This window comes from Rhodococcus yunnanensis NBRC 103083 (assembly GCF_001895005.1).
Classification (GTDB): domain Bacteria; phylum Actinomycetota; class Actinomycetes; order Mycobacteriales; family Mycobacteriaceae; genus Rhodococcoides; species Rhodococcoides yunnanense.
The window spans coordinates 335,651-353,060 of the sequence record NZ_BCXH01000005.1 but is presented as its reverse complement, the minus strand read 5'-3'; the positions used below and the strand labels follow the sequence as shown (position 1 = coordinate 353,060).

The window sequence follows — 17,410 nt, the reverse complement described above, 5'->3', positions numbered from 1 at the left end:
TCAGCCGACTCCCTGCTGAGCCGTCATGAGGCCCTGCAGATCTGCGACGCCTCCGAGTGTGGGTTGCGTGTAGGCGGTGCCGTCGGGTGCGACGTACATGCCGGTCTGCGGGTCGTACGGTCTCGCCGCGGAGGCAGGAGTGGAGCCTGCGGAATGACCAGAGGAAGCAGGAGTGGAGCCTGCGGAATGACCAGAGGAAGCAGGAGTGAGACTGCTCTGGCCGCTGGGGATTTCGGTGTACGACGGCTGGTCCTGCTCGATCGGGCCCCAGGGCGGGTTGTTGCCCAGTGGCACGTAACCTTCGTCGCTGCGGCAGATTTCGGGTGTCGGGGCGCGTCGACCCGACACTTCCATGCACGGCAGATTGCGTGAGCCGCGCACTGCGGTGCTGTCGTTCTGGGCGACCTTGCAGAAGAGGTCGGGCGGAGTGTCGGGGGTGGACACCTCATTGGGGTCGCGGCGCTGGTCGGGCGGCAGGAATCCGGTTGTGCAGGCGGGTGGATCGTTGACTTCGAGCTGAAAGTCGACGATCGCGCCTTCGTCGGGTGGTCCGCTGCCTGCCGCGGTCATCAGTGCGGCCGTGATCGGCGGATAGAGGACGAGAATCTGTTCGATGCCCGCGTGATAGATGACCCCGACCTGGCCGACGCTGACGAGGTTCGCCACCAGAATGGGCAGTGTCGGTTCGAGGTTCTGAAACAGCGTGTTCGCTTCCTGCGCCGCCGACGGCCCCTTCTCGATCACTGCCCGCAGGTTGGGGTCGCTGGCCCGGAGCTGATCGGTGAACGTCGCGAGATCGCGTGTCCACGAGCGTATCGCGTCACTGCTGGCGACTTGGCCGTCGAGCAATGGGCCTGCTTGATCGAGCAGAATCTTGGTCTGCTCGGAGTTGGCGTTGGCTTCCTGGACGAACAATCGGGTCGAATCGATGAACTTCTGCAGATCGGGGCCGGTTCCGTTGAACGCCTTGAACGACTCGTCGACCACGGTCTGCAGCCGCGTGTCCGAGATGCTTTTCAGCAGCACGTCTGCCTGGTCGAGCATCGGGCCGACGTCCTGCGGTACCGACGTGTGGTCCACGGGTATGACGTCACCGTCTTCGAGGTCCAGGCCGTCTGCACTGCGAGGGATGAGATCGACATACTGCTCCCCGACGGCCGAAACGCTCTTGACCTGCGCGTCCACATCTTCCGGGATCGAATATCCGCTCTCGATGGACAAATTCGCGTCGACGCCGTCCGGGGTCAATGCAACCGTCGTCACCTCGCCGACCGTCGTACCTCGGTAGGTCACGTTCGCGTGCGGGTACAGGCCTCCCGTCGTCGGCAATTGCACTGTGACGCCGTATCGCCCGATCCCGACGAGCGCAGGAAGCCCCACGTATCGAGTGGCCATGACGACGAGACCGATGACGGTGAGAATCGAGAAGATGATCAGCTGGATCCGGACGAACCTGGAGAGCATCACGGGGCAGGCACCCCCACTCCGGGGATGGTCGGCACCGGTATCGGCGGCAGGCCAGGGATCTGAATGCTGGGCGGTGCGAGCGGACCTCGCAACGGATCTCCAGCGGCAGCGGCCGTCGGCGCGGCCTGTGTGCCGAGTGCGCCCTCGAGTCCACCGAGTCTGCCTGCCAGCGGAGTTCCGGTGAGGAAGTTGGCGTCCAGACGCGGCAGTGACAGGTCGATGGTCATGGCGAGGTTGGCGTAGTCGCCTCGAATCGCGTTGTCGATGCCTTCCTGTGGGAACGGGTATGTCAGCAGGACGGACAGAACGTCGGTGAGCGCGCTCCCCGAATCCGCCAGCGCCGCAAGCACCGGCGTCAGGCTCGCGATGTTGGTGTGCAGATCTGCCCCCGACGTCTCGATCAACCTGGACACGACGTCGCTGAGCTGCCCGAGCGAGGTGAACGCGGCAGTGATGTCGGGGCGCTGCGCGGTGAGCACGTCGAGTGCAGGGGGGATCTCGGTCAACGCCTCGGTCAGCGTGGCGTTCTGGTTCTGCACGTTCACCGACAACCGATCGATTCCTTCCATCGCCGCGATGATGTCGCCGCGCTGGTTGTCGAGACTGGTCACCAACTCGTCGAGCCGGGGCAGCAGGTCACGGACCGAATCCTCACGACCACCGATGGCATTGTTCAGTTCCGTCGTGATGTCCTGGATCTGGGCGAGGCCACCACCGTTGAGCACGACCGACAGCGAGGACAGGGTCTGTTCCGTCGTCGGGTACGCACCGGCGCGATCGAGCGGAACGACGTCACCCTGCTCGAGCCGCCCCTCCGGATCCACCGGCGGTACCAGGGCAAGATGCTGCGACCCGAGGAGCGAGGTCTGGCCGATCTTCGCCGTCACGTTCTCCGGCAGTTCGACGCCGTCGTTCAGCGAGACCGTGACGAGTGCGTGCCAGTTCTGCACCTCGATGGTGTCCACACTGCCGACCGTCACGTCGTCCACCATGACCGGCGAATTCTGGCTCAGCGTGGTGACATTGGGCATCTGGATCTGCACCTGGTACGAGTTCTCGCCTCGCCCCTGCGTTCCCGGCAGCGGAAGCGAGTTCAGCCCGTCCCACTGACATCCGGTCAAGCAGGCGACCAGTGCGACGAGCACCACCACCACCCGCGCAAACGCACGCGCGTTTGCGGGTCGGCCAGGAGAACGCCCCACCACCCGCGCATACGCACGTGCGTTTGCGCGGCACGGGGGGCGGGGGGTGCTGCGCGACGTTCGGCTGCTCATCGCCCACCTCCCAACAGGTCGCCGAGGCTCGGCACCTGGACGGTCGGCATCTGTGACACCGGGGCGGGTGCTGGGGCTGGTTCGAGCCCTGGCTCGGTGTAGATGATCTGATCCGGGAACGCATCGACGCCCATGATCGGATTTGCCAGCAGCGCTGGATAATTGAAGACGAGTGTGCTGAGCACGGGCCCGAGATACTGCTTGCACAGATCGGCGCTGCGCTCGGACGTCGCATTCTCGATGCCTGCGACGGCGCCGCAGATGAAGTTGATCGGGTTGCCGAAGTTGTTGGCCGCGATGGCGCCGGTCAGCGTGCCCTGCGCCGGCTGATAGATGTTGTTGAAGTTGGCGAGCGCGGTGGGTCCGGTGTGCAGGATCCGCTCGATCTCCGGACGTTTGGTGGTGAGCACTTGGGTCGCGTCGGCGAGACGTGCGACGCCTTCGACGAGCCCGGCCTGATTGTCGGTGACGAAGCGCTGCACTTCTCCGACTGCGACGTCGAGATCGGCCATGGCCGTGGAGAATTCGTCGGAACTCTGAGCCAGCATCTGCGATACGGATGCGAGCCGGCCGCCGAACTGAACGATCTGCTCGTTACTGTTCGACAGAGCACTGACGAAGGTCTGCAGGTTCCTGATGGTCGAGAACAGATCGGTCCGCCCGTCGGAGAGCACCCGCATGGTGTCGGACAGTTCGGTCAGGGCCGCTTTGAGCGACTCCCCGTTTCCGTCGAGATTGTCTGCAGCCGTGTCGATGAATCGCCCGGCAGGCCCTTGCTCGTCGACGCCCTGCGGTCCGAGTGCGGTGGAAAGCTTGGTCAGCTCGGTCTTGATCTCGTCCCATTCCACCGGTACCGCGGTGCGTTCCATCGGAATGGTTGCGCCGTCGTCCATGACCGGCCCGTCCGAGTAGACCGGTGTCAATTGAACGAAACGTGCCGATACGAGGCTCTGCGCGATGATGACCGCCTGTGCGTCGGCGGGGATCTCGACGTTCGACTCGACTTTCATCGTCACCGTCGCGTGCTCGCCCTCCGGATCGATCGACGCGACCTTGCCGACGTTCACTCCCAGTACCCGGACGTCGTCTCCCGCATACAACCCGGTCGTCGAAGAGAAGTGCGCGACAACGGTATTCCTCGTGAGATCCTGATAGACGAAGTAACCGGCCGCGACGAGTGCGAGCACCACGACGACGGCACCGGCATACAGAACTGGTCTCCTCATGTCACGCCCTGGTCTCCTCATGTCACTGCCCCGGTGGCTTCAGTATGGGAGGTGCGTTCTTGGGCAGGAGATCCTGCAGTGTCTGCGGCAGCTGATCGGGCGCGACGACGCTGTCCACGACGGTCTTCCACCATGAACTGGGCAGGATGTTCTGGATGTAGGCGTTGAAGAACGGGCCGCTGGCCACGGACTCTCCGAGTGCGCTGATGTAGGGGCCGAGGCCGTCGAGGGCCGCGGCGATGTTGTCGTTGTTCTTCTGCAGCACAGCCACGACCGAGTTGAGTTTCTCCAGCGTCGGACCGAGCTGAGCATCGTTCTCCTGCACGAACGCGCTGAGCTGCCTGGACACCGCGGAGATGTTGGTGATGAGTTGGCTGATCGCGGTGCGCCTGCGGTCGAGCTCGCCGAACAGCTCGTTGCCGTCGAGCACCAGTTGGTTGATCTGTCCGCTGCGGTCGGCGAGGATGCCGGTAACACTGGTGGCGCGTTCGAGAAGCTGCTGAAGGGTCTCGTCTCGGGAGTTGATGCTCTCGGACAATCGTGTGATGCCGGCCAGAGCCGTCGCCAGTTCCGGTGGAGTGTCGGCGAACGTATCGGACACGACGTTCATCGCATCGCCCAGTTGGGCGGTGTCCAGGTCCGAGACGGTGGTACTGAGGTCTCCGAGTGCGTCGGTGAGCGAGTACGGGGAGTTGGTGCGACTCGACGGAACGGTGTCGTGTACGTCGATGGCTCCGGAACCATCGGGCATGACCTTCAACGACTTTCGCCCGAGGATCGTATTGGTCTTGATGTCGACCCCGGTTGCGTCGCCGAGCACGATGTTCTCCGCCACCGTGAATTCGACGCGTACCTCCTGGTCGGCGAGCGCGATATCCTCGACTTTCCCGACGGTCACGCCCGATACCGTCACGTCGTCGCCGACCATCAGCCCGCCCGCATCCAGGAAGAACGCCGAGTAGTTGGTTCCGCCGGACAGAAACGGAAGGCGGTCGTACTGCAGTGTCGCGAGTACGACGCACACGGCGAGCACGATGCCGATGATGCCGACGTGAACCAGGTTTCTACTTCGATCCCCTGTTGCGGATGTCATCGTATGCTCGCACACCTTCCCGTGTCCTGCTTCGCGGTCGGGACGAGCAGGGTGCGCCCGTCGGGTCCGCTGAGCTTGAAGGTGTTCGAACAGAGGTAGAACTGGAAGAAGCTGCCGTAGGAACCGACTCGGATGAGTTTCTTGTAATCGCTCGGCAACCTGGTGAGGACCGCGTCGATGTTGTCCTTGCCCAGATCGAGTTGCGTCGCAGTGCGATCGGCCTGCGCGATCATCGCCTGAATATCCGGCCGTGTCGCCTGCAGCAATGCAGCCAGATCCCCGGTAGCCCCATCGATCCGGGGGATGGCGTCGCCGATCGGGTTTCTGTCCTGCGCCAGCCCACTGATCAGCTGCTGCAGCGAGTCGATCGTCGTCTCGAACTGCTGACCCTGTCGATCGATGGTGCCGAGGGTGGTGTTGAGGTTGGTGATGACGTCCCCGATGAGCTGGTCACGATCGGCGAGGGTGTTGGTGAACGAGCTCGTGCTACCGAGCAGTGACACCAACGTTCCCCCTTGCCCTTGGAGTACGTGGAGCAGAGCTGCGGACAAGTCGTTGATCTGTTGCGGATCGAGGCCACGCAGAAGCGGTTTGAAGCCGCCGAGCAGGAGGTCCAGGTCCAATGCAGGCGAGGTCTGTTCGACGCCGATGGTGCCGCCTCCCGCAAGTTCCTCGGTACCGCCCGCCCCTTCGAGCAGCTCCAGATAGCGATCCCCGACCAGGTTTTCGTACCGCACCGTCGCGGTGGTGCTCGTGAGCAGCCGATACTTCGAATCGACGTCGAAGTCGATCTCGGCGAGATTGCCGTCACCGACGGCAACCCCGTGCACCGACCCGACGGGGACGCCCGCAATGCGCACCTTGTCTCCCGACTTCAACCCGGACGCATCGCTGAACACCGCATGATAGGTCTCGGCGCTGCCGAATCTGTACTGGCTGAACACGAGCGCCAGCGCCGCGAATATCAACGCCATGACGAGCGCGAAGATCGAGAGCTTGACCGTATTGCCTCTCATGGCCACGCACCTGCGAAAAGGAACTGGAAGATGGTGGGAACATTGACCGCTGGTTGCGTCGCCGGTACGTAGGGCCGATCTCCGGTGTCCGCGACGACGAACGGCGCAGGACCCTGCTTCGGATCGAAATCGGGTAGCCCGTAGCAGTTCGGGCCGCCGGTCGCCGCGACCTTGGGCAGATCCTTCTCGACGGTGTAGGCCGGGTCACCGAGCAGGAAGCTCGAACTCAGCGAGATGGCGGCCTTGTCCCCGGCACCTGCCAGCGGCCCGAATGCCAAGCGTCCCTTGTTCAGACCGACGAGGAAACACGCAAGTTCGGGTGAATACTCGTCGAGCAGAGTCGTGGTGTCGGTCAACGTGCTCAGCGCCGTCTCGACCGGCTTCTCGTTCTGGGTGAGAACCCGGTTCGCGGTGTCGGCGAGGCCGGTGACGTTCATGAGCAACAGGTCGAGGTTGGCCTGCTCCGCGACGATGGTCTGGCTCGTCGCCGTCGCGTTGTCCAGCACGCGCATGAGGTCGGGGGTCGCATCCGCGTAGACGTTGGTGACCACCGCGGCGGCGGACAGATCACGTTGCAGCGCGGGGAGGCTGGGATTCATGGTCGTCAGGTAGGCATCGGTGTCGGCGAGCAGTTCGCCGAGTTCGTTGCCGCGCCCACGCAACGCCGAGGACACCGCTCCGAGCGTCGCGTTGAGTTTCTCGGGCTCGAGCTTCTGCAACACCTCCGACAGATGTTGGAACAACGTGTTGAACTCGACGGTGACACTGTCGGCGGACAGCACCGCGCCCGGCTGAAGGCTCTCGCTGGAAGGCTGTGGTGGGACAACGAAATTGACGTACTTCGAGCCGAACACCGTCGTCGACTTGATCTCGACGGCAGCGTTGGCCGGAATCATCGACAGAGCGGACGGATTCATGTCGAGCGCCAGATGAGCCATGCCGTCCTGCTGCGATATCGACGCCACCCGGCCCACCTCGACCCCGCGGAGCTTGACCTTCGCCTGCGGGTCCATCACCAGCCCCGCACGCTCGGAGACCACGGTGACCGGAACCGTCGGGGTGAAACGGCCCGCGAACGTCATCAACGCGAATGCAACGATGGCGACGAGGCCGAGTACGAGGCCCGCGGCGGCAAGTTTTTTCATCGCGGCTATCCCGACAGGTTGAAGTTGCCGGAGCTGCCGTAGATGGCAAGCGAGATCAACAGGGTGACAGTGACCACGGCGATCAACGACGCACGGACTGCGTTGCCCACGGCGACACCGACTCCGACCGGTCCCCCACTGGCGTTGTACCCGTAGTAGGTGTGAATGAGCATGACCGCCAGCGCCATCACGATCGCCTGCGCGAACGACCACAGAATATCGGTCGGTATCAGAAACGTGTCGAAGTAGTGGTCGTACACACCGGGCGACTGACCGTAGATCACCACTGTCGCAAAGCGACTCGCGATGAACGATGCAATCACCGCCAGCGAGTACAGCGGAACGATGGCCACCATACCCGCCAACACTCGGGTACTGACCAGATACGGAATCGACGGTATCGCCATGGATTCGAGCGCGTCGATCTCCTCGGAGACGCGCATCGCACCCAGCTGTGCGGTGGAACCTGCGCCGATGGTTGCCGCGAGACCGATTCCCGCGATGACGGGCGCCGCGATACGCACGTTGATGAACGCCGCGAAGAAACCCGTCAGCGCCTCGACTCCGATATTCCCCAGAGACGAAAATCCCTGGACTGCAATGGTTCCACCTGCGAACAGCGTCAGAAATCCGACGATGACGACTGTTCCGCCTATCACGGCGAGCGCGCCGGATCCCATGCTGATCTCGGCGACCAGGCGGAGGGTTTCCTTCTTGTAGTGCACCGCTGCACGCGGCACCGAGGCGAGTGCCCGCAGGTAGAAGATCGCCTGCTCCCCCAACCGGTCGACCGAGCGCGACGCGCCTGCGATGCGCCTGCGCGTGAGCGGGAATCGACCTGTTGCGGCGAGGGCCATTCAGCGCCTCCTCATCCGGCCGTCAGCTTGATGCCGACCGCCGTGACGACGACGTTGACCACGAACAGTGCCATGAACGCAAACACCACCGTCTGATTCACGGCGTCACCGACACTCTTGGCACCACCTTTGACGTTCAGTCCGAGGAAGCACGCGACGAGTCCGGCGATCATGCCGAACAGACCCGCCTTCACCTGGGAGACGATGAGCTCGCCGAACCCGGTCAGCAGGGTGATTCCACTGACGAACGATCCGGGGTTCACTCCCTGCAGGTACACCGAGAACACGAATCCACCGAGGATGCCGATGGTGCACACCAGTCCGTTGAGCAGCAGAGCAATGACTGTCGACGCCAGTACTCGCGGCACGACGAGACGGTGGATCGGGTTGATGCCGAGTACTCGCATCGCATCGATTTCCTCGCGGATGGTGCGGGCGGCGAGGTCGGCACAAATGGCGGTGGCACCTGCGCCCGCGACGATGAGAACGGTGACGATCGGCCCGACCTGAGTGACGGCTCCGAGCGCCGCGCCCGCGCCGCTGAGATCCGCCGCTCCGATCTCGCGCAGGAGAATGTTGATCGTGAAACTGACCAGCACGGTGAACGGGACCGCCACGAGGACGGTCGGCACCATGGACACCCGTGCGATGAACCACGCTTGATCGACGAACTCCCGGCGTTGGAACGGCCGCGAGAACACTGCCCGCAACGTGTACCAGGACATGTCGAAGAACGCACCGACCGCGCGAAGCGGTACTACGAGAAGGTCGTTCATCAACCCTCCCTCGGGATGCGACATCGTGTGATCCAGATCATATTAACTAGAACACGTTCACTAGTCAAAAACGGTGCCATATCTCGGCTCCAGTCTGAGTGTCGACACTTAAATAGTTGACACACAATGTATTACACGCTCGGTAGCAATGCGCACGATCCAGTTCTGTCGACATAAACTGAAACACGTATCTGTTGACTTGACTCCGCACAGCAACACCCCGGCCACCTTCATCTTCGTACGTCCCGCGCGACGACGGGCCGGAATGGTCAAAGCGGAGAACGTACCGTGACCTGCGGGGCATCGAGTTCGAGAGCATCGAGTTTCAGGGCTTCGGTCGCGGAAAAAGTACGGGACGGATCACGGACCGAGAAGTAGTTGCCGAGTTCCTCACCGAGCGCTTCCGGCGTCCAGGCGCAGCCCGATGCGTCGAACCGCCGTTCGACGACGGGCGCGGACATGAGTGCCACCATCGCGCCGTACACGATGAACACCTGTCCGTTCACCTCGTGCGACGCGGGAGAAGCCAGGAAACGGACGAGAGTTGCGACGTGCTCCGGCGAGAGCGGATCGATCCCGTCGGGCGGCGCGTCACCGAAGACACTGTCGGTCATCGCGGTCCGCGCTCGCGGGCAGATTGCGTTGGCGCGCACACCGTATCGGGACAGTACGCGGGACGCGGACAGTGTCAACGCGGTGATTCCCGCCTTCGCCGCACCGTAGTTCGCCTGCCCTTCCGGGCCGAGCAGTCCGGCCTCGGAGGAGGTGTTGACGATCCGCCCGTACACCGGCGCGCCGATCTTCTTCGACTCCGCCCGCCAATATGCCCCGGCGTTGCGGGTCAGCAGGAAGTGGCCGCGAAGATGTACCCGGATGACGGCATCCCAGTCCTCGTCGGACATGTTGAACAGCATGCGATCTCGGACGATTCCGGCATTGTTGACGACGATGTCGACGCGGCCGAACTTTCTCTCGGCGGCGGCGAATATCGCATCCGCCGTCGACCGGTCTCCCACATCACCGGGAACGAACACGGCATCGACGCCCGTCTGCTTGACGAGATCGAGGGTGTCGTCGGCCGAGGACAGGTCACCCAGGACGAGGTTCGCCCCTGACTGCGCGAGCCCGATGGCTTCTGCCCGACCGAGCCCCGATGCAGCGCCGGTGACGAGTGCTACTCGTCCGTCCAGTCCTACTTGCTCTTCGCTCACGCCGTAAATCTAGAACGTGTTCCTATTCTAGGCAAGCACGCTACTGCCGCCAGTGCAGCGCTGCCCTGGGGCAGCCTGCGATCGCCTCCTCGATTGCATCCTTGTTCTCGGGTAGTTCCGCGGCCGTCGAGATCGACAGTTCGTCGTTGTCGTCGAGGTCGAAGACGTCAGGCGCAAGCCCGACACACACGCCGTTTGCTTCACACAGATCGAAATCCACCTCGACCATCGCTGATTCCCCGCTTCCTGTGAATGGAGCCCGCTCACGGGTGGCCATGTCGCAACACTAGAACCTGTTACACCACGTGTGCAATGATTCGAATGACCTGAAACGTGTTGCAGAAATGAGGCGCGCACAGTGCGAATCACCTACACCGAGGACCAAGCCGCGCTCCGCGCCGAACTGCGCGCATACTTCGCGGGCCTGATCACCCCCGAACGCCGCGAAGCCCTCGCCTCGACCTCGGGCGAATACGGCGAAGGCACCGTGTACCGCGATGTCGTGGAGCAGATGGGAGCGGACGGGTGGCTCGCGCTCGGGTGGCCCGAGGAGTTCGGCGGGCAGGCCCGTTCGGCGATGGAGCAGCTCATCTTCACCGACGAGGCCGCGATCGCAGGCGCACCGGTGCCGTTCCTGACCATCAACAGCGTCGCCCCCACGATCATGGCCTTCGGCACGGACGAGCAGAAGTCGTACTTCCTCCCACGCATCGCCGCAGGCAAACTGCACTTCTCGATCGGCTACTCCGAACCCGGCGCAGGCACCGACCTCGCATCTCTTCGCACGACGGCGGTGCACGACGGCGACGAGTTCGTCATCAACGGCCAGAAGATGTGGACCTCGCTGATCCAGTACGCCGATTACGTCTGGCTCGCGTGCAGAACGTCGACGGCGGCCCCGAAGCACCGCGGAATCAGCATGCTCATCGTGCCGACCGACGCCGACGGCTTCTCCTGGACACCCGTACACACGATGGCAGGGCCCGACACGAGCGCCACCTACTACCAGGACGTGCGTGTGCCCGCGAGCGCACTCGTCGGCGAGGAGAATCGGGGCTGGTCGCTCATCACCAACCAGCTGAACCACGAACGCGTCGCACTCACTTCTGCGGGCCCGCTCGTCAAATCGCTGCGCGACACACGCGAGTGGGCGCAGAACACAAAAGGTCCAGTCGGCGCGCGCGTCATCGATCAGGAATGGGTGCAGATGGCCCTGGCACGGGTACATGCCAAGGTCTCCTACCTCGAACTACTCAATTGGGAGATCGCCTCGGCCGAGGATCACACCCCGGGACCTGCGGACGCGTCGGCCAACAAGGTCTACGGCACCGAACTGGCGACCGAGGCCTACCGCACACTGATGGAGATCCTCGGACCGTCGGCGACGCTCCGGCAGGGCTCGCCCGGTGCGCAGCTGCACGGCCGCCTCGAACGCCTGCATCGGTCCTCCCTGATCCTCACGTTCGGCGGCGGCACCAACGAAGTACAGCGCGACATCATCGCCATGACGGCCCTCGGCCTGCCCGCGTCGGCCCGCTGAGACGGAGGAACAGATGGATTTCACGACGACCGAAGCGCAGCGCGACCTCGCCGGTCTCACCCGAGACCTCGTCGCCCGGTACAGCACCGACGATGTTCAGAAGACTCTGGACTCGCATCCGGGAGAGATCGACCGAACCCTGTGGAACGCACTGGAAGCCGCCGGCATTCCTGCCGCCGTCACCGCTGAATCCATGGGCGGCGACGGTTACGGCATCGCCGAAGCGTGCTCGATCGCCATCGAATTGGGGCGCGGTCTCGCCGCGGTTCCGTTCGTGGTCACCACGACGGCCGCTGCTGCCGTCGCCGAGTTCGGATCCGGCAAACTGCAGCAACAGTGGGCCGGAATCACCACGCTCGCAGTGGAAGAGGAACACGGGGAGAATCCGTGTGATCCGCTGACGCGAGCGGATCGCACGGACACCGGGTGGGCGCTGACGGGCGTCAAGACAGCCGTCGACAGCGCGCCCGTCGCCGACGCGTTCCTCGTCTGCACCACCGACGGCGTGTTCTGGGTCGGTGCCGCCGATCCCGGCGTGACGGTGCTGGCCCAGCACGGTGTCGACAATCGCAGTCTCGGACTGGTGGAATTCGACTCTGCCGCAGTCCATGTGAGCCGCAGGCTCGCTGACCCCGATGCGACGCGATGGCTACTGGCCCGCGCCACCGTACTGACGTGCGCGTACCAGGTCGGTGTCCTGGAGGAATCGCTACGGCTCACCGCGGACTACGCCCGCGAACGCGTTCAGTTCGGCAAACCCATCGGCAGCTTTCAAGCCGTCGCCCAACGCCTCGCCGACGCCTACATCGACGTCAAAGGTGCACGGCTGACGCTGTGGAAGGCCGCATGGGCGCTGTCGGCGGGGCTCGACGCGGACGAGGACGTGGCCGTCGCGAAGTTCTGGACAGCGGATGCAGGCCATCGCGTCGCGCACACGCTGGTTCATGTCCACGGCGGTGTCGGATTGGACCGAGACCATCGCGTGCACCGGTACTTCCTGGCCGCCAAGCGTGCGGAGTTCGCGTACGGCAGTGCGACACAACAACTCCGGCGCCTGGGCGCCTCGTTGGCCGACACCCCTGCCTGATGCCGACCGTCGCCGAACTACTGCTCGCCCGGCGGGGCGATACCGAGACCGCACTGCTGTTCGAGGATGTCCGCATCTCATGGGCTGAGCACGTGCAGACGTCGGCGAAGTGGGCAGCACACCTCGAAAGCATGCTCGACGACGGCATCCCGCCGCATGTCGGTGTGCTCCTCGACAACGTTCCCGAGTTCTCGTACGTGCTCGGTGCGGCGGCGCTCGGCGGTCTGGTCGCGGTCGGTCTCAACTCGACGCGCCCCGGACCTGCCATCGTCGACGACGCCCGCCGAACGGACTGCCGCATCGTGCTGACCGATTCCGCGCATCGCCATCTCGTGGACGGCGCTGTCGGTATCGAGGTCGTCGACGTCGAGTCCGCGCAGTGGCGCGATCGCGTGGCGGAGGCTGCGCCGGACCTTCCCCACGTGCTGCCCGACGCGTCCGAGCTGCTGATGCTGGTCTTCACCTCCGGCACCGGCGGTGAACCGAAGGCCGTACGCTGCACACAGAGCAAGGTTGCGGTCCCCGGTGCAATGTTGGCGGACCGGTTTCGACTCGGCCGCACCGACACGGTGTACGTCTCGATGCCGTTGTTCCACTCCAACGCGATCATGGCGGGGTGGGCTGTGGCCGTTGCGGCCGGGTCGAATCTCACACTGCGACGTACCTTCTCGGCTTCGGGGTTTCTCGGCGACATTCGAAAGTTCGGCGCGACGTACGCGAACTACGTCGGCACTCCGTTGACCTACGTCCTCGCCACCCCGCAACGCCCGGACGACGCCGACAACCCACTGCGTATCGCCTACGGCAACGAGGCAACCCCCGGTGCCGCAGAACAGTTCTCGGCGCGATTCGGCGTGCACGTCGTCGACGGTTTCGGGTCCTCCGAGGGCGGCATCTCGATCGCACGTACACCCGATACCCCCGCCGCGGCACTCGGACCGCTACCGTCGGGTGTGCGGATTCTCGACGATCGAGGAACCGTATGCCCCGCAGCAGTGTTCGACTCCAGCGGTGTCGTACTGAACGCGAAGGACGCCGTCGGAGAACTGGTCAGCGTCGACGGGCCTGGCATGTTCTGCGGCTACTACCGCAATGCCGAGGCCGACGCGGACCGCATGCGGGAGGGCATGTACTTCAGCGGCGACCTCGCGTACGCCGACGCGGACGGTTACGCGTACTTCGCCGGCCGTTCCTCGGGATGGATGCGCATCGCAGGCGAGAACCTGGGAACCGCACCGATCGATCGGATCCTCATGCGTCATAAGGATATTCGTTCGGCGTGCGTGTTCGGAGTTCCGTGCGACGGCCCGGGAGAGCAGATCATGGCGGCGATCGTCGCGCCGGAGTCGGTCATGAACGAGTTCGACGAGTTCCTCGACGCTCAGGTCGATCTCGGTGTGCGCGCGTACCCCACGCTGGTCCGTGTGTGCACCGAACTGCCGCACACCGCCACCCACAAGATCCTCGCCCGTGAGCTGCAACGTCAGCGATGGAACACCTCCGATCCGGTGTGGTGGTCACCGTCGCCGGGGGCGCCGTTCTGCAGGCTCCGCGAACGCGACCGGCAGCAGCTCGAAGATTCGGTCGGCGCGGAGCACGTGCGTCGATAGCTACCCCGCCGGAACTTCTGTTCGTCAGTCGAACAACGTCGGCGACTCGTGTTCGTCGGCCACGTGCTCGGAGCCCTCGGTCAGCGAGGCCTTGCGCACGACGGACAGCGTCGTCGTACGAACCGACAACCGATGCCCGTCGTGATGCTCGAGCAGGGCGCGTCCCTGACGGATCTCGAGCACCTTCCACGGGCCTGCATGTCCGCCTGCCTGCACCAGGTCGCCTACTGCGATCTCGGAAGCCACTGCTCGTCTCCATTCGGGTTGTCACGTCTCGTCGTGGTCAACCCTAGTCGGGCGTATCCACGGCGGCGGGAGCAACCGGACCATCACCTGATCTCGTCGAGCCTGTCGACGGCGGCGTCGAATCCGCCGACCAGTTCCGCGATCACCTCGGCCACCGGCGTGATCGCGTTCATCCGCCCGACGATCTGTCCCACCGGCATGGCCACCACCTCGGGATCCCCTGCAGTGTTGATCCGTTGGTGCGCCTCGCTGACCAGGATGTTCTGCAGCGGCATCGGAAGCGGGTCGGGCGCGTCGGGCTTGTTCCACGCATCGGTCCACTTGGTCTTGAGCAGCCGAGCAGGCTTGCCCGAGTAGATCCGAGTGCGCACGGTGTCGCTCGAGGTGGCAGCCAACAACGCTTCCTGCATCGCCGACGGTTTGCCCTCCTCCCGAGCGCCCAGGCGATATTCGGCCGTCGTCAGCCACGTCGACCCCATCCACACCCCCTGCGCACCGAGAGCGAGCGCGGCGGCGACCTGACGCCCGCTGCCGATACCGCCTGCCGCCAACACCGCTGCGGAGCCGTCCACTGCGTCGACGATCTCGGGCAGCAGCACCATCGACGCGATCTCACCGGTATGACCCCCAGCTTCATACCCCTGAGCGATGACGATGTCGACGCCGTTCTCGACGTGCCTGCGCGCGTGTTCCGCTTTTCCCGCCAGCGCTGCGACCGGAACCCCGTGCTCGTGTGCCTGCGCGATGACGTCGTTCGGCGGCGAGCCGAGCGCATTGGCGATCAGCTTGATCGGGTGACGCAACGCGACGTCGACGTGCGACCTCGCCACCGAATGCAACCATCCCAGCACACCTTCGTTGCGGGCCGAATCCTCCGCGAGCGGCGGCACTCCGAGCTGATCGAGTGTGCGATCGATGAACGCCCGATGCTCGGCCGGAATCAACTCGTTCAAGTCGGTGGATGCACCCTCGGTGGGAATCTTCGCCGGCATCACGATATCCACGCCGTACGGCTTGCCGTCGGTGTTGGCGTCCATCCAGTCCAGGACGGCGTCGAGTTCGTCCGGATCATTGAAGCGGACACACCCCAGCACCCCGAGTCCGCCCGCCCTGCTGATCGCGGCGGCGACGTGCTCGGACGGTGTGAACCCGAATATCGGGTGGTCGATTCCGAACTTCTCGCAGAGATCGGTCCGCATCAGCGAACCTTGTCCGACAGGTGCGCGGCGTTGACTTCGTCGGCAGGTCTCGACTCGGTCTGGCGCACAGCCCATCGGTAGTCGGGTTTGCCTGCAGGCGACCTCTTGATCTCGTCGACGAACCAGACTGCGCGCGGAACCTTGTATCCCGCAATCTCTCTGCGGGCGCATGCGTCCAGATCGGCGAGCGCCGGGCGATCCGCGCTTCGCGCCTGCACGACGGCAGCCACGGTGTGACCCAGCCGCTCGTCGGGAACCCCGACGACGATGGCGTCGAACACCTGCGGGTGCGATTTGAGCGCCCCCTCGACTTCCTCCGGGAACACCTTCTCACCGCCGGTGTTGATCGAGACCGAGCCGCGGCCGAGCATCGTCACCGTGCCGTCGGCCTCGACCTGTGCGTAGTCACCGGGGATCGAGTACCGGACGCCGTGAATTTCCTTGAACGTCTGCGCGGTCTTGGCTTCGTCCTTGTAGTAGCCGAGCGGTATGTGCCCGCGGCGAGCAAGCAAACCCGTTCTGCCCGAACCCGGTTCGACGGGATAGCCGTCCGCACCGAGAACCGAGGTGGACGCATCGATCTTCACGCGCGGGCCGCCGGTGTGCTCGGTCCCCTTCGTCACGACGCTGAGACCGCCGAAGCCGGTTTCCGAGGAACCGATCGAATCGGTCAACATCCGGTTGGGCAACAGTTCCAGAAACTTCTCCTTGATGCTCGGGGAGAACAGAGCAGCGCTACTGGCCATGAGGAAGAGCGTCGAGAGGTCGTACGGTGTGCCGTCCGGCCTGCCTTCGATGAGTGCGTCGAGCATCGGCCGCGCCATCGCGTCGCCGGTGATGAAGATCAGATTCACGCCGTGCTCGTCGATGAGCCGCCAGATCGCATGACCGTCGAAATCCGGGTGCAGCACCGTCTTTCCGCCACCGAACAGGCTCTGGAAAGTGGCCCACTGCGCGCCGCCGTGGATCATCGGGGGGATCGGCATGCGCGTCATGACGGGATTCTCGGCTCCCATCTTGGCGAGATCCCACTCGCCGTCGAGATACTCGCCCGTCATGAAGTTGATGCCGCCGCCGAGCACCCGCCAGACGTCCTCCTGACGCCACATCACGCCCTTGGGGCTGCCGGTAGTGCCGCCGGTGTAGAGCATGTAGATGTCGTCGGGACTGCGTTCGCCGAAGTCTCGCTCCGGGGAGGATCGGCCCAGTGCGTCGCGGTACGAGACCCCCTCGCCCTCGCCGTCACCGTCGATGACGACGGTGGTGGTCAGCAGCGGGCAGGTGGGCAGGACCGCTGCCACCTTGTCGCTGTAGCGGGCCTCGTGAATCAGCGCCACCATGTCCGAATTCTGGAAGATGTACTGTAACTCGTTCTCGATGTATCGATAGTTGACGTTGACCACGACGGCGCGGATCTTGAACACCGCGATCATCGACTCGATCGTCTCGATGCCGTTTCGGCTGTAGACCCCCACCTTGTCGCCCGGCTTCACACCTTGTTTCTGCAGGTAATGAGCGAGTCTGTTGGTTCGGTCCTCCATCTGCGCGTAGGTGATCTCACGATCTCCACACACCAGCGCGACCCGGTCGGGTACCAGGTCGATTGCATGCTCCACGAGGTCTGCGATATTTAGGGCCACGGGTCAAAAGTAGAACGTGTTAT

The 17,410-nt window shown here is 64.2% G+C and carries 16 protein-coding genes; 3 read left to right on the top strand and 13 right to left on the bottom strand.

Annotation, left to right across the window (positions count from 1 at the left end; translation table 11 throughout):
• The 10 genes from RY1_RS11700 to RY1_RS11655 form a co-directional block, all read right to left on the bottom strand.
• Positions 1–1,467 (bottom strand): MCE family protein, encoded by a 1,467-nt coding sequence (locus tag RY1_RS11700; protein ID WP_072803708.1) that lies wholly within the window; start codon positions 1,465–1,467, stop codon positions 1–3.
• Entirely contained in the window at positions 1,464–2,621 is a 1,158-nt protein-coding gene (locus RY1_RS11695) for an MCE family protein (RefSeq protein WP_072803707.1), read from the bottom strand. Before RY1_RS11695 ends, RY1_RS11700 begins: the two co-directional genes overlap by 4 nt.
• Before the next feature lie 116 nt (positions 2,622–2,737).
• Positions 2,738–3,967, bottom strand: coding sequence for an MCE family protein (locus tag RY1_RS11690; RefSeq protein ID WP_245819605.1), 1,230 nt, complete (start codon positions 3,965–3,967; stop codon positions 2,738–2,740).
• A 22-nt stretch (positions 3,968–3,989) separates the two neighbouring features.
• Complete coding sequence (locus RY1_RS11685) at positions 3,990–5,060, bottom strand: MCE family protein (RefSeq protein ID WP_072803705.1); 1,071 nt, start codon at positions 5,058–5,060, stop codon at positions 3,990–3,992.
• Positions 5,057–6,076, bottom strand: coding sequence for an MCE family protein (locus tag RY1_RS11680; RefSeq protein WP_072803704.1), 1,020 nt, complete (start codon positions 6,074–6,076; stop codon positions 5,057–5,059). The genes RY1_RS11685 and RY1_RS11680 overlap by 4 nt, the downstream gene beginning before the upstream one ends.
• Positions 6,073–7,221, bottom strand: coding sequence for an MCE family protein (locus RY1_RS11675; protein WP_072803703.1), 1,149 nt, complete (start codon positions 7,219–7,221; stop codon positions 6,073–6,075). The genes RY1_RS11680 and RY1_RS11675 overlap by 4 nt, the downstream gene beginning before the upstream one ends.
• A gap of 5 nt (positions 7,222–7,226) precedes the next feature.
• A complete protein-coding gene (locus RY1_RS11670) occupies positions 7,227–8,078 on the bottom strand; it encodes an MlaE family ABC transporter permease (protein WP_072803702.1) in 852 nt (283 codons plus the stop codon).
• An 11-nt stretch (positions 8,079–8,089) separates the two neighbouring features.
• Positions 8,090–8,854 (bottom strand): MlaE family ABC transporter permease, encoded by a 765-nt coding sequence (locus RY1_RS11665; RefSeq protein ID WP_072803701.1) that lies wholly within the window; start codon positions 8,852–8,854, stop codon positions 8,090–8,092.
• A 269-nt stretch (positions 8,855–9,123) separates the two neighbouring features.
• Complete coding sequence (locus RY1_RS11660; protein WP_072803700.1) at positions 9,124–10,065, bottom strand: 3-oxoacyl-ACP reductase; 942 nt, start codon at positions 10,063–10,065, stop codon at positions 9,124–9,126.
• 40 nt (positions 10,066–10,105) lie between these two features.
• Entirely contained in the window at positions 10,106–10,342 is a 237-nt protein-coding gene (locus RY1_RS11655) for a ferredoxin (protein WP_245819604.1), read from the bottom strand.
• An 81-nt stretch (positions 10,343–10,423) separates the two neighbouring features.
• Between RY1_RS11655 and RY1_RS11650 the strand changes: the two genes are divergently transcribed.
• From RY1_RS11650 to RY1_RS11640, 3 genes are read left to right on the top strand one after another with little or no spacing between them, the layout of a single operon-like run.
• Positions 10,424–11,605 (top strand): acyl-CoA dehydrogenase family protein, encoded by a 1,182-nt coding sequence (locus RY1_RS11650; RefSeq protein WP_072803698.1) that lies wholly within the window; start codon positions 10,424–10,426, stop codon positions 11,603–11,605.
• A 13-nt stretch (positions 11,606–11,618) separates the two neighbouring features.
• Positions 11,619–12,692 carry an acyl-CoA dehydrogenase family protein gene (locus RY1_RS11645; RefSeq protein ID WP_072803697.1) on the top strand — a complete coding sequence of 358 codons (1,074 nt, stop codon included), beginning with the start codon at positions 11,619–11,621 and terminating at the stop codon, positions 12,690–12,692.
• Positions 12,692–14,302: an AMP-binding protein gene (locus RY1_RS11640; RefSeq protein ID WP_072803696.1), complete on the top strand. Its 1,611-nt coding sequence runs from the start codon at positions 12,692–12,694 to the stop codon at positions 14,300–14,302. The genes RY1_RS11645 and RY1_RS11640 overlap by 1 nt, the downstream gene beginning before the upstream one ends.
• Before the next feature lie 24 nt (positions 14,303–14,326).
• Here the strand turns inward: RY1_RS11640 and RY1_RS11635 are convergent, their stop codons facing one another.
• The 3 genes from RY1_RS11635 to RY1_RS11625 all read right to left on the bottom strand — a co-directional run bounded on the left by RY1_RS11635 (position 14,327) and on the right by RY1_RS11625 (position 17,387).
• The gene (locus RY1_RS11635; RefSeq protein WP_072803695.1) at positions 14,327–14,548 is read right to left on the bottom strand and encodes a hypothetical protein; all 222 of its coding nucleotides are present in this window, start codon (positions 14,546–14,548) and stop codon (positions 14,327–14,329) included.
• Positions 14,549–14,631: 83 nt separating this feature from the next.
• Positions 14,632–15,747, bottom strand: coding sequence for an NAD(P)H-dependent flavin oxidoreductase (locus RY1_RS11630; RefSeq protein ID WP_072803694.1), 1,116 nt, complete (start codon positions 15,745–15,747; stop codon positions 14,632–14,634).
• The gene (locus RY1_RS11625; RefSeq protein ID WP_072803693.1) at positions 15,747–17,387 is read right to left on the bottom strand and encodes an acyl-CoA synthetase; all 1,641 of its coding nucleotides are present in this window, start codon (positions 17,385–17,387) and stop codon (positions 15,747–15,749) included. The genes RY1_RS11630 and RY1_RS11625 overlap by 1 nt, the downstream gene beginning before the upstream one ends.
• Between the last annotated feature and the right edge of the window lie 23 nt (positions 17,388–17,410).

What these genes read in the sequence shown, in the direction of transcription:
- RY1_RS11680 (WP_072803704.1), bottom strand. Translation starts at nt 6,076, where the DNA reads ATGAGAGGCAATACGGTCAAGCTCTCGATCTTCGCGCTCGTCATGGCG.
- RY1_RS11675 (WP_072803703.1), bottom strand. Translation starts at nt 7,221, where the DNA reads ATGAAAAAACTTGCCGCCGCGGGCCTCGTACTCGGCCTCGTCGCCATC.
- RY1_RS11685 (WP_072803705.1), bottom strand. Translation starts at nt 5,060, where the DNA reads ATGACATCCGCAACAGGGGATCGAAGTAGAAACCTGGTTCACGTCGGC.
- RY1_RS11665 (WP_072803701.1), bottom strand. Translation starts at nt 8,854, where the DNA reads ATGAACGACCTTCTCGTAGTACCGCTTCGCGCGGTCGGTGCGTTCTTC.
- RY1_RS11690 (WP_245819605.1), bottom strand. Translation starts at nt 3,967, where the DNA reads ATGAGGAGACCAGTTCTGTATGCCGGTGCCGTCGTCGTGGTGCTCGCA.
- RY1_RS11670 (WP_072803702.1), bottom strand. Translation starts at nt 8,078, where the DNA reads ATGGCCCTCGCCGCAACAGGTCGATTCCCGCTCACGCGCAGGCGCATC.
- RY1_RS11640 (WP_072803696.1), top strand. Translation starts at nt 12,692, where the DNA reads ATGCCGACCGTCGCCGAACTACTGCTCGCCCGGCGGGGCGATACCGAG.
- RY1_RS11630 (WP_072803694.1), bottom strand. Translation starts at nt 15,747, where the DNA reads ATGCGGACCGATCTCTGCGAGAAGTTCGGAATCGACCACCCGATATTC.
- RY1_RS11645 (WP_072803697.1), top strand. Translation starts at nt 11,619, where the DNA reads ATGGATTTCACGACGACCGAAGCGCAGCGCGACCTCGCCGGTCTCACC.
- RY1_RS11655 (WP_245819604.1), bottom strand. Translation starts at nt 10,342, where the DNA reads ATGGCCACCCGTGAGCGGGCTCCATTCACAGGAAGCGGGGAATCAGCG.